14 protein-coding genes are annotated in these 14297 nt (G+C 71.9%); 10 read left to right on the forward strand and 4 right to left on the reverse strand.

Annotated features, from left to right (window positions below; translation table 11 throughout):
* Positions 1–52 precede the first annotated feature (52 nt).
* The 4 genes from AAH979_RS16320 to AAH979_RS16335 all read left to right on the forward strand — a co-directional run bounded on the left by AAH979_RS16320 (position 53) and on the right by AAH979_RS16335 (position 4355).
* Positions 53–1687: an ABC transporter substrate-binding protein gene (locus AAH979_RS16320; RefSeq protein WP_346258946.1), complete on the forward strand. Its 1635-nt coding sequence runs from the start codon at positions 53–55 to the stop codon at positions 1685–1687.
* 167 nt (positions 1688–1854) lie between these two features.
* Positions 1855–2319: a hypothetical protein gene (locus AAH979_RS16325; RefSeq protein WP_346258947.1), complete on the forward strand. Its 465-nt coding sequence runs from the start codon at positions 1855–1857 to the stop codon at positions 2317–2319.
* 99 nt (positions 2320–2418) lie between these two features.
* Positions 2419–3429, forward strand: a complete 1011-nt coding sequence (locus tag AAH979_RS16330) for a phosphotransferase (RefSeq protein ID WP_346258948.1) — start codon at positions 2419–2421, stop codon at positions 3427–3429.
* Between the two features lie 107 nt (positions 3430–3536).
* Entirely contained in the window at positions 3537–4355 is an 819-nt protein-coding gene (locus AAH979_RS16335) for a hypothetical protein (RefSeq protein WP_346258949.1), read from the forward strand.
* 12 nt (positions 4356–4367) lie between these two features.
* Here the strand turns inward: AAH979_RS16335 and AAH979_RS16340 are convergent, their stop codons facing one another.
* Complete coding sequence (locus tag AAH979_RS16340) at positions 4368–6167, reverse strand: glycoside hydrolase family 15 protein (RefSeq protein ID WP_346258950.1); 1800 nt, start codon at positions 6165–6167, stop codon at positions 4368–4370.
* 240 nt (positions 6168–6407) lie between these two features.
* Here AAH979_RS16340 and AAH979_RS16345 point away from each other — a divergent pair, with 240 nt between their 5' ends.
* On the forward strand, positions 6408–6914 hold the full coding sequence (locus AAH979_RS16345; RefSeq protein WP_346258951.1) for a deaminase: 507 nt from the start codon (positions 6408–6410) through the stop codon (positions 6912–6914).
* Between the two features lie 104 nt (positions 6915–7018).
* On the opposite strand, the gene AAH979_RS16350 is transcribed toward AAH979_RS16345, so the two are convergent.
* Positions 7019–7915 (reverse strand): dihydrodipicolinate synthase family protein, encoded by an 897-nt coding sequence (locus tag AAH979_RS16350; RefSeq protein WP_346258952.1) that lies wholly within the window; start codon positions 7913–7915, stop codon positions 7019–7021.
* A 71-nt stretch (positions 7916–7986) separates the two neighbouring features.
* Between AAH979_RS16350 and AAH979_RS16355 the strand changes: the two genes are divergently transcribed.
* Entirely contained in the window at positions 7987–8880 is an 894-nt protein-coding gene (locus AAH979_RS16355) for a LysR family transcriptional regulator (protein ID WP_346258953.1), read from the forward strand.
* A gap of 174 nt (positions 8881–9054) precedes the next feature.
* Entirely contained in the window at positions 9055–9489 is a 435-nt protein-coding gene (locus AAH979_RS16360; protein ID WP_346258954.1) for an ankyrin repeat domain-containing protein, read from the forward strand.
* On the opposite strand, the gene AAH979_RS16365 is transcribed toward AAH979_RS16360, so the two are convergent.
* Positions 9486–10175: a cellulose-binding protein gene (locus AAH979_RS16365; RefSeq protein ID WP_346258955.1), complete on the reverse strand. Its 690-nt coding sequence runs from the start codon at positions 10173–10175 to the stop codon at positions 9486–9488. The two genes, AAH979_RS16360 and AAH979_RS16365, sit on opposite strands and share 4 nt — an antisense overlap.
* The gene (locus tag AAH979_RS16370; protein ID WP_346258956.1) at positions 10172–10816 is read right to left on the reverse strand and encodes a hypothetical protein; all 645 of its coding nucleotides are present in this window, start codon (positions 10814–10816) and stop codon (positions 10172–10174) included. The genes AAH979_RS16365 and AAH979_RS16370 overlap by 4 nt, the downstream gene beginning before the upstream one ends.
* 53 nt (positions 10817–10869) lie before the next feature.
* On the opposite strand from AAH979_RS16370, the gene AAH979_RS16375 reads away from it, so the two are divergent.
* From AAH979_RS16375 to AAH979_RS16385, 3 genes are all read left to right on the forward strand, one after another.
* Complete coding sequence (locus tag AAH979_RS16375) at positions 10870–11043, forward strand: hypothetical protein (protein WP_346258957.1); 174 nt, start codon at positions 10870–10872, stop codon at positions 11041–11043.
* Positions 11043–11189 (forward strand): hypothetical protein, encoded by a 147-nt coding sequence (locus AAH979_RS16380; protein ID WP_346258958.1) that lies wholly within the window; start codon positions 11043–11045, stop codon positions 11187–11189. The genes AAH979_RS16375 and AAH979_RS16380 overlap by 1 nt, the downstream gene beginning before the upstream one ends.
* A 219-nt stretch (positions 11190–11408) precedes the next feature.
* On the forward strand, positions 11409–14210 hold the full coding sequence (locus AAH979_RS16385) for an aconitate hydratase (protein ID WP_346259015.1): 2802 nt from the start codon (positions 11409–11411) through the stop codon (positions 14208–14210).
* Positions 14211–14297 lie beyond the last annotated feature (87 nt).

Here is a 14297-nt window from a genome sequence, read left to right on the forward strand (position 1 = left end):
GAGGTCCCGCCGCCCCGGGCTGCCGGTGCGGCACCGATGCGAAGGAGTCCTGATGCCGGTGTCCAGACGGATGACCTGGAGCGCGGCGGCGCTGGCCGTCGTACTCGCCGCGACGGGGTGCAGTGGCGACGGCGAGGACTCGAGCACCCCGGACGCCGACGCCGTGGTCCGGATCGGGATCGCCGAGCCGCAGCACCTGCTCCCGTCGGACACCACCGAGAGCGCCGGGGCGCAGGTGCTGGCCGCCCTCTACACCCCACTGGTCGAGTTCGACGAGAACAAGAAGCCGTTCGAGGTGGCGGCCGAGTCGATCGCGTCGACCGACAACAAACTGTGGACGGTGAAGCTGAAGGGCGGGTACACCTTCCACAACGGCGAGGCGGTCACCGCCGACAGCTACATCAACGCCTGGAACCACGCGGCATACGGGCCGAACGCCAAGGGCGGGGCGTACTTCTTCGGCCAGATCGAGGGGTACGAGGATCTCCAGTCGACGGACCCGGACGGCGACGGCCCACAGAAGGCTCCGGAGCCGAAGGCCCGGAAGCTGACCGGCCTGAAGAAGGTCGACGACCTCACCTTCACCATCACCCTCTCCGGGTCGTTCGCGGAGTTCGAGTCGGTGCTCGGCTACCACGTCTTCGCGCCGCTGCCGAACGCCGCCTGGGCCTCGGACGGGGTGCTGAAGGAGGGCTTCGAGGACGCTCCGATCGGCAACGGCCCGTTCAAGATGAAGGGCACCTGGCAGCACGACAGCCGGATCGAGGTCGAGCGGTACGACGCCCACCCCGGCCCCAAGCCGAAGGTCGGCGGCGTGGTCTTCCAGATCTACCAGGTACTGACCGCCGACTACGCCGACCTGCTCGCCGGAAACAACGACGTGACCCGGCAGGTGCCGATTGAGGCGCTGAGCACCGCGCCGGGCGACCTGGGCGACCGGTTCAAGAAGAGCCCGCTGTCGTCGTTCCAGTTCCTCGCCTTCCCCACCTTCCAGCCCGAGTTCGCCAGGGCGGAGGTACGCAGGGCGATCTCGATGGCGATCGACCGGGACGAGCTGGTGAAGACGGTCTTCAAGGACTCGCAGACCTCGGCACGCTCCTTCGTCTCCCCACTGGTCGCCGGTGCCCGACCGGACACCTGCGGCGAGGCGTGCCGGTTCGATCCGGCCCGGGCGAAGGCCGACTACCAGGCGGCCGGCGGGCCGGCGAAGTTGCAGATCTCCTACAACGGCGACGGCGGCCACAAGGAGTGGATCGAGGCCACCTGCAACCAGCTCTCCAACAACCTCGGGGTGGACTGCACCAGTACCCCGGAGGCACGCTTCGCCGACCTGCTGAACAAGGTGGAGGCGAAGACCCCGGTCGGGATGTTCCGGATGGCCTGGTCGATGGACTACCCGTCGATGCAGAACTACCTCGGGCCGCTCTACACCACCGACGGGTCGTCGAACTACTACGGCTTCAGCAACGCCGAGTTCGACCGGCTGGTCGCCGAAGGCGAGCGGGCGCCGAACCAGGAGGAGGCGATCAAGAAGTACCAGGAGGCGGAGCAGATCCTGGCCCGGGAGATGCCGGTGATCCCGCTCCGGTTCGGCCAGAACAACTTCGGCCACTCGGCCCGGGTCAGCAACGTCGAACTGGACGCGTTCGGCCAGGTCGACCTGCTGAAGATCGAGGCGACCGGCTGACCGCCCCCGGCGCGGCGGGCTGAGCGCTCCGTCGCAGCCCGTGTCCGACGCCCCGTTCTGCGCCGCCGGTGCCCTCCGGTGGCGGGGGACGGGGCAGCGCGGTTCGGCCGGCTCAGGAGCGGCAGGGTGGGACCTCGGCGGTGGCGCGGAATCGGTAGCCTGCCGCCATGAGACCGGTGCGCCTCGCGCTCGCCGCCCTGCTCGGGCTGTCCGTCACCACCGCATGCCAGGGCGGCCCCGGGGTGACGCCGGGTCGGCAGTACTCGTGCTGCGCGGACCGCGCACCGGAGACGGCGTACCGGACCGGCGACACGGTCACGTTGCGATGGACGGTCCGGACGATCGGCACGCCGAGCGGCCCGCCGCAGGTGGAACTCAACGCGCGGCTGGTGGGCCCGTATCCGGACGTGTCCGCGCTCAAGGCCGCTCCGGACACCCGGGAGGCCACCGGAGACGTCACGGTGGCGGCCCCACCGGTCCGGCCGACCGGGGCGGCGGGAGAAGAACCGACCAGCGTCCTTCAGATTCCCGCCGACGCCGGACCCGGCTACTACAGCCTGGTCTGGTCGGCGGACGAGCCCGGTGGCTCGTTCAGCGCCGCGGGCATCGTCCAGGTGGTCGCCGGTTCCTGACCTCCCCGGGTACGCCGGGATGGGTGACCCTCCTGCCCGGGTAGACCCGGTGGGGAAAACCGGTTGCCCGGCGTACTGGCCGGGTAACAGGGTGGAGAGGTGCTGACGCCACCGGACGATCTTCCCGAGGACGTGCTCCGGTCGGCGCTGGTCCGGGAGTGGGAGCTCGGGGTCGCCTCGCTCGAATACCGCGCGGTGGGCCGGGGCAGCCACCACTGGGAGGTCGTCGGCATTGAGGGCGGCCGGTGGTTCGTCTCCGTCGACGACCTGACCACCAAGCGGCTCAGCCTGACCGACCCGCTGGACGCGGCGTACGCCCGGTTGCGGGCCGCGCTCGGCACCGCCCGGCGGCTCCAGGGGCACGGCTGCGGGTTCGTGGTGGCCCCGATTCCGACCCGGGGCGGCGAGCCACTGGTCCGCACGGGCGACCGGTTCGGCGTGGCGGTCTATCCGTACGTCGACGGGGAGAGCTTCCGGTGGGCCGAGTGGGCCTCCCCGGCGCACCGCCGGGGCGTACTCGATCGGGTGATCGCCGTGCACGCGGCGCCGGCGGCGGCCCGCGACCATGCCCCGGTCGACGACTTCGCCATCCCGCACCGGGACGAGTTGGAGGTCGGCCTGGCCGGCACCGGGCGCGTCCCCGACACCGGCCCGTACGCCCGGCTCGCCGCCCGGCTGCTCGCCCGGCACGCGGCACCGGTACGCCGGCTGCTCGCCCGGCACGCCGAACTCGTGCTGGTGGCGCGGGCCCGACCGGCCCGGATGGTCCTCACCCACGGTGAGCCGCATCCCGGCAACACCATGCGGACCGCCGACGGTTGGCGGCTGATCGACTGGGACACCGTGCGGATCGCGCCGCCCGAGCGCGACCTCTGGCTGATAGAGCCCGGTGACGGCTCGGTGCTCGACGGCTATGCCGAGGCCACCGGTGTGGCGCCGCTGGCGGAGATGCTGGAGCTGTATCGCGGCTGGTGGCATCTTGCCGACGTCGCCGAGGAGACGAGCCGGTTCCGGGCCCCGCACACCGGGACCGAGGACGACGACGAGTCGTACGCGATCCTCCGCTCGGTGCTGGAGCACATCAGCACCCTGCCGACCGCCCAGGTCTGAACCGTGCTGACCGCCTGCTGTGGCACCATTGATCAAGATATGTCGGAACGCTCGGTGGCGGCGCGGTCGAGCTTCCACCCGAGGAGATTCCGGCGGGAAGGGTCGAGATGCGCGCCCGGAAGTGGACGGCCCTGGTCGTGCTGCCGGCGCTGGCCGCCTGTGCCACGCTGCTCGGCTGCGACTCGCGGGACGAGGAGAAGCGGCCGTCCCAGGCGGAGACCCTGCGCGCCTACCAGCCCCGGTTCGAGGAGCTACGGCGCAGGCTCGGCCAGGTCCGGTCGGTGCTGCCAACCGGCAAGGTGGGCCGGGATTCCTGTCAGGTCCCGGGCCCGCTGGATCCGGCGTTCACCTACCGGACCGGGGACGAGGAGCAGAACGGGAACACCGCCGAGGTCTTCGTGGAGCGGTCCCTGACCGAACCGGACACCCGGCTGCACTGGGACCGCAGCTTCCAGTACGGCGACACGCTGCTGCTCGACGCCCTGCACTGGACCGGGCCGCGCGGCCCGCTGGGCGAGAACCACTTCGAACTCTGGCCGCAGCCGTACTACTGGGACGAGGGCGACGACCGCGAGCTGCGGGCCACACTGGACCGCGCCCTCGACACGCCCTACCTGGTGGTACTCCGGATACGCACGTACACCCCGCCGACCTCGCAGGACGGTCGCACCGCGATCGGCTTCGTCGCGAGCGTCGAGCTGGACGGCTTCGTGGTCGACCTGCGACAGGTGAGGCTGCTCTGCTCGTTCGGCGCCGCCGGGCGGTACGCGGCACTGCACGTCATCAACATCGGGCCGGGCCAGTCCTGGGGAAGCCGGGTCTACGAGGAGTTGCAGGGGTCCGCGGGACGCCGGATCGCCGAGAAGCTGGAGTCGCTGACCGGCGGCACCGCCGACCCGCCACGGACGACGACCGCCTGGCGGTGAGGACCGGGCACGTCAGAACACCGTGGTGATCGGCGTGGGCCGCCCCGTCTTGGCCGAGGTGAGCCGCCAGGCTGCCGAGATCAGCCCGATGTGCGAGAACGCCTGCGGAAAGTTGCCCAGTTGCTCGCCGGTACGCAGGTCGATCTGCTCGGCGAAGATGCCGAGGTCGTTGGCCCGGGCCACCAACCCCGCGAAGAGCGCGTCGGCCCGATCCTGTTCACCCAGGAGCGCGAGACAACCCACCAACCAGAACGAGCAGATGACGAAGCCGGCGGAGTCGTCGGACCAGCGCCGGACCAACCCGTCGGTGGTCAACTCCCGTTCGATCCGCTCGATCGTCGCGCGCATCCGCGGATCGGTCGCGGAGATGAACCCGACCAGGGGAAGGACGAGAACCGAGGCGTCCAGCCGGTCCGACCCGAAGGCGTCGGTGAAGGCACCGACGCCGGGGTTCCAGCCGTACCGCAGGATCGCCTCCCGGATCTCGTCGCGGACGGCCGCCCACCGCGCCACCTCGGCCGCCTCGCCCAGCATGGCGTCGAACCGTACGGCCCGGTCCAGTGCAATCCAACATCCCAACTTGGCCGTGAGGTAGTGCCGTTCCTCGCCCCGCAGTTCCCACATGCCCGAATCCGGCAGCCGCCACGTCTCGACCGCGCGCTGGGCCATGGTCCGCAGCATCCGCCGTACCGGCTTGGGCATGGGGTCGAGGCGCTTGCGCAGCAACCACGCGGCGTCCAGCACCTGGCCGAGTACGTCCTGCTGGCGCTGGTGCCAGGCGTCGTTGCCGAGCAGCACCGGATCGTTCTCGCCCGGCTCGCCCAACATCCCGAGCTCACGTTCGGCCAGATCACGCTCTCCCTCCACGCCAAACATGATCGGTACCGGCGCCACGTGCGCGTCGCCGATCGACTCGGCCAACCAGCAGAACAGCCTGTCCGCCTCCTTCGGGCAGGCCGCGACGGAGAGCATGCGCAGGGTGAGACTGAAGTCGCGCAGCCACACGTAGCGGTAGTCGTAGTTGTCGTGACCCTCCGGCCGCACCGGCACAGAGGTGGTGGCCGCCGCGACGACACCGCCGCTGGGCTGGTAGGTCAACCCCATCAGCAGCAACGTGCTACGCCGTACCAACTCCGAATGCTCCCCTTGGTAGTCGTGCTCCGCCATCCAGGAGCGCCAACCCTCGACGGTGTCGGACAGCACCGCCGGCACGTCGGGAGGTACCGGTGCGTCCTCCCGGTAGCTCGACCAGTAGGCCAGCGAGAAGCTCTCCCGCTGGCCCGGTCCGATGGTGAACGACGAGGAGGCCGTCGTCTCCTGGCAGTCCACCGGCACGCTCGCGGTCATCCCGAGAGTGGCGCCGGTGGCGGTCCCGATCACGGTCTGACCGCGCGGCTCGAGGTAGGCGCGCACGCGGCCGTACTCGAAGTGGGGTGCGTAGGACATCACCATCGGCACCTCCCCGGCGAGCCCTTCCACCAGCCGCAGGAGCAGACCGGGCGGGCTGCGGCCGATGTCGTGCCCCCGGCCGCGGCCCAGGGTCAGGGCATCGGTGACCGCCACCGACCCCTCCTCGGTGTTGAAGACCGTACGCAGCACCAGCGTGTCCTGCAGGTAGCTCCGCTCGACCCGGTACTCGCCTGCCGGGCGGATCCACCAGTGCCCGCCACTCTCGTCGAGCAGGCGAGCGAAGACCGAGGGCGCGTCGAACCGGGGCGGGCACCACCAGTCCACCGACCCGTCCCGGCCGACCAACGCACCGGACCGGCCGTCGGCGAGATAGCCGTAGTCGTCGATCCGACGGGCGCACATCGCACGCCACCCCCCGGCTGGTCGATGTCCGGCGACCCCGGTCGCCTCTGCTCACCCCTACGTCTCCGGGCGGTCGCTTACCCCCACTCCGGCCGACCTAACCGACCGACGTCCGCGCCCGGCTCTGGCTGACCTTCGCCCGAGGTCAGCGCCAGCGTGTGCACGGTGCCGAGTCGGCGGCCTCGCGCTGAGCTCCGGCTGAGGTGGTCGGCCGGAGCCCGGTCGTCGTAGGGTCGGCCGGTGGATCCCAGCGAGATGGTCGGGGCGGCCCTGGCGGTCGCCGAAGCGGGCCTGGCGGCCGGGGAACAGCCGATCGGCGCCGTGGTGGTGCTGGGAGACGAGATCGTCGGACGGGCCTTCACCCGGGAACGCGGCCTCCGGCGCCGGCTGGTGCATGCCGACCTGCTGGCGATGATCGAGGCCGACGAGCGGCTGGGCTGGCGGGAACGCCGTGCTCCGCTGCGGCTGGCGGTCAACCTGGAGCCGTGCGTGATGTGCCTGGGCACGGCGATGGCGCTCGGCGTGGACGAGGTCTACTTCGGACTGGAGTCGCCGAGCGACGGCGGCGCCTCGGTCGCGGCGAGTTGGCGGCCGGAGCCGGCCGTACCGTGGTTCGCGGCTCCGTCGGTGCTGATCGGTGGAATCCGCCAGGAGGAGAGCCGGGAGCTGTTCCGCCGCTGGTGCGCGACCGCGCCTGATTCGCCCGCCCGCCGCTGGGCCGAAACCCTGGTCACCCCGTCGGCCTGAGGCTCTGGCCGGGCCGCCGCCCGACCGGTCGCCTCGCCGGACGCGGCCGCTCGGCCCAGTCCCAGCGAATCTGGTTGGACCGCCGCTACCCCGTTACCCGGGGCCTATCCGAGAACCTGCGACGACAGCGTCCGCCATCCATCATCGTGCGCAAGCCGCACCGCCGCTCGTACGGTCTCCGGGCGGGGCGGCACCAGCGGCAGCCGCACCGAGGAGGTCGGGATGCGGCCCTGCGCGTGCAGCACCGCCTTGATCACTGTGGGGTTCGGCTCGGCGAAGAGCGCGGTGGAGAGCACGGCGAGGCGGTGCCCGAGCGCCCGGGCCCGGGCGGTCCCGCCGGACCGCCACGCCTCGGCAAGCTCCACGAAGGCGGCGGTGCCGACGTGTGCCGAGGCCAGGATGCCGCCGTGCGCGCCGAGCGCCAGCAATGGCGAGATCAGCGCGTCGTCGCCGCCCAGCACCGCGAAGTCGGGCGGCAGCTCGGCCAGCAGCTCGACGGTACCGCTGTCGATGCCGCCGACCGAGTACTTGATCCCGGCCACTCCGGGCAGCTCGGCCAGGCGCCGGATCGCACCCGTGGAGAGGTGCTGGCCGGTCCGGTACGGCACGTGGTAGACGACCAGCGGTACCGGACTGGCGGCGGCCAGCGCCGCGAAGTGCGCGAGTACCCCCGCCTCGCCGGGGCGCAGGAACGGCGGCACCACGCTCAGCGCCGCCACCACCTCGGCCCGGCCGGGCAGCGCCGCCACCGCCTCCACCGCATTGGCTCCGACGATCAGCGGAGCGTTCCGCTCCCGGCACACCCGGGCGATGACGTCGACCACGGCGTGCCGCTCCCGGACGTTCAGCGAGGCCGGCTCCGCCGTGGTGCCCAGGGCCACCACGCCGCCGGCACCGGCCGCCAGCACCTGGTGGGTCAGGGCTTCGAGCGCGCCGAGCGCCACCGCGCCGGTGGCGTCGAACGGGGTGATCAGCGGTACGTACACACCGGTTAACGTCATGACCACAGCGTCCGGCAGGCAGACCCGTAAGGTCTAGCAGCGCTTTCTGAACAGAAGCGTAAGCTTTCCTGATGCTCGACGTACGTCGGCTCCGGCTGCTCTGCGACCTCGCCCGGCTCGGCACGATCGCGGCCGTGGCGCAGGCGCACACCTACACCGCGTCGGCGGTCTCCCAGCAACTGGCCGTGCTGGAGCGGGAGGCGGGCGTACCGCTGCTGGAGCGCACCGGACGGCGGGTCACCCTCACCACGGCCGGCCGGGTGCTGGTCCGGCACGCCGAGACGGTCCTCACCGCGCTGGAGCAGACCACGGCCGCGCTCGCCGCGGTCACCACCGGACCGACCGGCCCGCTGCGGATCGGTGCCTTCCCCACCGCGGTCCGTACGCTGCTCCCGGCCACTCTGGTCGCACTCGGCCACCAGCATCCCGGGCTGGAACTGCGGGTGACCGAACTGGACCCGGTGGCGGTGCCGGCCGGGCTGCGCGAACGCCGTCTCGACGTGGGCCTGCTGCACGACTACGACGTCGTACCGGTGGAGCCCGATCCCGGGCTGGACACGGTGCCGCTGCTGGACGAGACGGTCTTCCTCGCCGTGCCCACCAGCGTCCCCGAAGCCGCCGACCCGCTCCGGGACACCCGGGACGCCGCCTGGATCCTGGCCAGTCCCGGCACCCTGTGCCACACGGCGACCCTGCACGTCTGCCTGGCCGCCGGCTTCACCCCCCTGGCCCGGCACCACGCCGACGACTTCGCCACCGTGCTGGCCCTGGTCGCCGCCGGGCAGGGCGTCTCGCTGATCCCGCAGCTCGCCGCCGCGCAGCCACCGGTCGGGGTCCGGCTGGTCCCGCTGGACACCCGGCGACGGACCCGGATCGCGTACCGGCGCGGCGGCGCCAGCCATCCGGCGACGGCCGCCTTCGTCTCCGCGATCCGCGCCGCCACCAGCACGTTCCTCGGCCGCTGACCCGGCCGGGTCTGGCCGGCACCGCCCGCTGCGCACCGCCGCGCTCGGCCCGGCGCCGCCCCGTCCGTGCACCCAGCTCGACAGTCCGCGCAGCGGCTACCCTCCGGTCGCCCATCGGGGCCGCTCCGGCCCCGGGCTCCGCCCGGCAGCGGCCACCGCCACTACCCTGGGCCGGTGCGGAGACGACGGTGGACGAAGCTCGGGGCGCGGCGGCGCAAGAAACTCGGCAAGCGGCTGGCGGCGGCGGTGCTCCGGGACGACGTGCCGCAGGTGGCCGCGCTGCTGGCCGCCGGCGCCGACCCGAACGCGGCGACCTCGGACGGCAGCACTCCGCTGTACCGGGCGTCCGTGCAGGGGCTGGCCCCGGTCGTACGGCTGCTGCTGGCCGCTGGAGCGGCGCCGGACGCCGAGAGCGGGCGGGGCGACGAGGGCACCCCGTTGACCGGTGCGGCTGCCTGGGGACACGCCGACGTGGTACGCGTACTGCTGGCGTACGGCGCCGACCCGGAGCGTCGGGAGGACTCCGGCACCGGCGCCACCCCGCTGGACTGGGCGGTACGCGGCGGGCACCAGGAGACCGCCGACCTGCTCAGGTCGCGGCCTAGCTAGTCGATCTCGCAGGCCCGACCGTTCACCGTGCAGCTGATCGGCCGCTCGCCGTCACCCCAGTGCTCGAACTGGAACCGCAGCGGATCGGACCGTCCACTGGGGAGCGGCGCCCCACTCCGGAAGATCCACCGCCCGTCGTCGCGGTCCACCGACGGCCGGGGCGCACCCTCGACCCAGAAGCCCCACAGGTCGTCGACCTCGTTGCGGAACCGCAGCTCCACGGTCCAGGACTGCGCCGAGCCGGCCTCGTTCCGGACCAGCACCTCGGCGATGAACGAGTCACGGTACTCGGCGAGTACCCGATAGCGGCCGGTCAGCGGCTCGGGCGGCTTCGGCGCGGAGCTGGTCGGCCGGGCCTGCGGCGGTGTGGTACGCGGCGGCGCGGCCCGGGACGCCGCCGGCTTGCCGCCGCCGTTCGGCCTGGTCGCGGTGGGCGTCGGAGTCCGGGGCCCGGCCGACGGCGAACCGCCCGGACTCGCCGGGTCGGTGGCGGAGTCCACCGGCGACGGGGTCGAGCCCGGGGCGAACGGCCAGGCCGGATCGGGTGCGCCGGAGGTGCGCCGGTCGCCGGTGAGGAATCCGCTGGCGAACGCGAAGAGCACGATCATGACCAGGACGCCGGCCAGCACGACGATCCACGGCGCCGCCGCCAGCAACCGCGGCCGGGTCGGTTCGGGGGCGCTCACCGTGCCGGGATCCGCACCGCGATCTCGTTGCCGAGTCGCCGTCCGGCGGAGAGTTCGAGGTCGTCGCCGCTCCAGAACCGCCCGGGGTCGTACCAGCTCGGCCGGCGCCCGGCCTGGAGCAGCCCCATCGCCTGGTAGGTCGCCGCGACCACCTCGGCGCAGTAGGCCGTCTCCAGAGTGCTGTCGCTCGGTCGGCGGCGCACGGCGGGGGCCCGGCCACGCAACCACCGCCAGGCGAGCTGGGCGGTGGACGGGAACGGCGTTCCGTCCAGGCGGGCGATGGTACGCAGCACCCCGTTCTCCATCTCGTCGTCGACCGTCGGTTCGAGTTGCCGCAGCCAGGCGCGCTGACCGTACCGGACTCCCCAGATCCGGACCGCGTCGCGCAGGTCGTGCAGTTGCACGCCCCGGTGGTGGCTGCCCGACCACATGTCCGGCAAGGACCGGCCGAGTTCGGCGTGCCACATTAACGGCGGCAGGTCCTCGATGACCACGGACATTCCGACATGGTTGACCGGACTGTTCGTGGTGAACTGGATCGCCCGATCCGGCACGCTGCGCCCCCGGAAGACCCACACATCGCCGGTACGGGTCAGCTCGACCGCCTCGTCGAGGCTGAGTTCGCTGCGCTCCTCGGCCATCGCTCCCACCTCGGTCCGCCCGTCCGCCCCGGGCCTGCGACTACCCTAGGCGGATGCGCTGGTGGAAGGTAATCGGTGTGGCGAGTGTCGTCGGGGTGGCCGCCACCGGGGTGGTGCTGGCCCGGGCCGAGCGACGCCGCCGGGCGTACACACCGGAACAGATCCGCGACCGGTTGCGGGAACGGCACGCCGAGGCGGTCGGCAGTGCAACTGACCGGACCGGGTGATGGTGCTGGCCGAGGAGGGCTGCGACTTCGTCCCCCAGCCGGCCGAGCCGTACACCATCTCTTTTCCGCGTAACGGCATCAGCCGGACGCTCTACCAGCTCGACGAGGTGATCCGGGCGCAGGGCCTCGGCGCGGTCGAGCCCTGAACCGGGGACTCGGCGTCCCGGAATCCGGACAGGCTTGCGTTTATAGCAAGACGGACGTACGGTTTTGTTGAGTCGAACGAATGTCGGTAAGGGTTACCTGAGCCCGGTGCCCAGGTAATGGGTAGGAAAGACTCGGTACCACGCCCGGTCGCCCACCGGCCGGGAGGCCGGCCGGACCCGCCCCCGGAGACCGACGGCATGGGCCGGGACGAAGACAGCGTGAAGGAGTACGACGTGGCGAGCCTCGACACCTTCGGTGCGAAGAGCCAGCTGCGCGTCGCAGACGCGAGCTACGAGATTTTCAAGATCAACACGGTACCCGGGCACGAACGCCTGCCGTACAGCCTGAAGATCCTGCTGGAGAACCTGCTCCGCACCGAGGACGGCGCGAACATCACCGCCGAGCACATCCGGCAGCTCGGCGACTGGGACCCCACCGCCGACCCCAGCGTGGAGATCCAGTTCACCCCGGCCCGGGTGCTGATGCAGGACTTCACCGGCGTGCCCTGCGTGGTCGACCTGGCCACCATGCGGGAGGCGGTGCGCGAGCTGGGCGGCGACCCGACCAAGGTCAACCCGCTCGCACCGGCCGAGCTGGTGATCGACCACTCGGTGATCGCCGACCTCTTCGGCCGGCAGGACGCCTTCGCCCGCAACGTCGAACTGGAGTACGGCCGCAACAGGGAGCGCTACCAGTTCCTCCGCTGGGGCCAGACCGCCTTCAACGAGTTCAAGGTCGTCCCGCCCGGCACCGGCATCGTGCACCAGGTCAACATCGAATACCTCGCCCGGACGGTGATGGAGCGCGACGGCCAGGCGTACCCGGACACCGTGGTCGGCACCGACTCGCACACCACCATGGTCAACGGGCTCGGCGTGCTCGGCTGGGGCGTCGGCGGCATCGAGGCCGAGGCCGCGATGCTCGGCCAGCCGGTCAGCATGCTCATCCCCCGGGTCGTCGGCTTCAAGCTGCACGGCGAGGCGCCGGCCGGCACCACCGCCACCGACCTGGTGCTGACCATCACCGAGATGCTGCGCAAGCACGGCGTGGTCGGCAAGTTCGTCGAGTTCTACGGCCCCGGCGTCAGCGCGGTGCCGCTGGCCAACCGGGCCACCATCGGCAACATGTCCCCGGAGTACGGCTCCACCGTCGCGATCTTCCCGATCGACGAGGAGACGGTCCGCTACCTGCGGCTCACCGGGCGCTCGGAGCAGCAGGTCGCGCTCGTCGAGGCGTACGCCAAGGAACAGGGCATGTGGCACGACCCGGCCGCCGAGCCCGACTACAGCGAGCGGCTCGAACTCGACCTGTCGACGATCGAGCCGTCGCTGGCCGGCCCGAAGCGCCCGCAGGACCGGGTGCCGCTCGGCAACGCCAAGACGCTGTTCCGGTCCGCGCTGATCGACTACGTCGGTGACGGCGTCGGCGCGCACGGCCACGCCGACGAGGCGAGCGAGGAGTCGTTCCCGGCCAGCGACCCGCCGGCCAACGCCGTCAACGACCCGGCCGACGCGCCGCGCGAGCTGGTCTCCGCCGCCACCGGGGCGAAGGGCCGGGCCAGCAACCCGATCCGGGTCACCGGCGACGACGGCGTGGAATACGAGCTCGACCACGGCGCGGTGGTGATCGCCGCGATCACCTCCTGCACCAACACCTCCAACCCGCAGGTGATGATCGGCGCCGCGCTGCTGGCCCGGAACGCCGTCGACCGGGGACTGTCCCGCAAGCCGTGGGTGAAGACCACCCTGGCCCCCGGCTCCAAGGTGGTGATGGACTACTACGAGCGGGCCGGCCTCACCCCCTATCTGGAGAAGCTCGGCTTCCACCTGGTCGGCTACGGCTGCACCACCTGCATCGGCAACTCCGGCCCGCTGCCCGAGGAGGTCTCGGCGGCGGTCAACTCGCACGACCTGTCGGTGGTGTCGGTGCTGTCCGGCAACCGGAACTTCGAGGGCCGGATCAACCCGGACGTCAAGATGAACTACCTGGCGTCCCCGCCGCTGGTGGTGGCGTACGCGCTGGCCGGCACGATGGACATCGACCTGGCCAACGAGCCGATCGACACCGGCGCCGACGGCCAGCCGGTCTACCTGCGGGACATCTGGCCCAGCGCCGCCGAGATCGACGAGGTCATCGCGAACGCGCTGCGCAGCGAGATGTTCACCAAGGACTACGCCGACGTCTTCGCCGGGGACGAGCAGTGGCGCTCGCTGCCCACCCCGGAGGGCGACACCTTCGCCTGGGCCGGCGAGTCGACGTACGTGCGCAAGCCCCCGTACTTCGAGGGCATGGACCGGGAGCCGGCGCCAGTCGTGGACATCTCCGGCGCCCGGGTGCTGGCCAAGCTCGGTGACTCGGTCACCACCGACCACATCTCGCCGGCCGGCTCGATCAAGCCCGACTCCCCCGCCGGGAAATACCTGGCGGACCACGGCGTACCCCGGCACGAGTTCAACTCGTACGGGTCGCGGCGGGGCAACCACGAGGTGATGATCCGGGGCACCTTCGCCAACATCCGGCTGCGCAACCAGCTCGTGCCGGGTGTCGAGGGCGGGTTCACGGTCAACCACCTGACCGGCGAGCAGACCTCCATCTACGACGCCTCGGTGGCGTACCAGTCCGCCGGCATCCCGCTGGTGATCCTGGCCGGTACGGAGTACGGCTCCGGCTCGTCCCGGGACTGGGCGGCCAAGGGCACCATGCTGCTCGGCGTGCGGGCGGTGATCGCCCAGTCGTACGAGCGGATCCACCGGTCGAACCTGATCGGGATGGGCGTGCTGCCGTTGCAGTACCCGGCCGACACCGACGCGGCCTCGCTCGGGCTGACCGGCACCGAGACGTTCTCGATCAGCGGGGTTACCGCGCTGAACGAGGGGCGGATCCCGGGTACCGTCCGGGTGACCACGGACACCGGTGTCGAGTTCGACGCGGTGGTCCGGATCGACACCCCGGGCGAGGCCGACTACTACCGGCACGGCGGCATCCTGCGGTACGTGCTGCGCAAGATGCTGGCCGCCTGAGTCAACCCGCCAGTTCCGCGGAACCGGGCCGGTCACCCTCGGGTGGCCGGCCCGGCCCGGTTCCGGCGACTTGACCTCAATCGAGGT

Source organism: Plantactinospora sp. ZYX-F-223, assembly GCF_039649625.1.
In the GTDB taxonomy this organism is placed as follows: Bacteria; Actinomycetota; Actinomycetes; order Mycobacteriales; family Micromonosporaceae; genus Plantactinospora.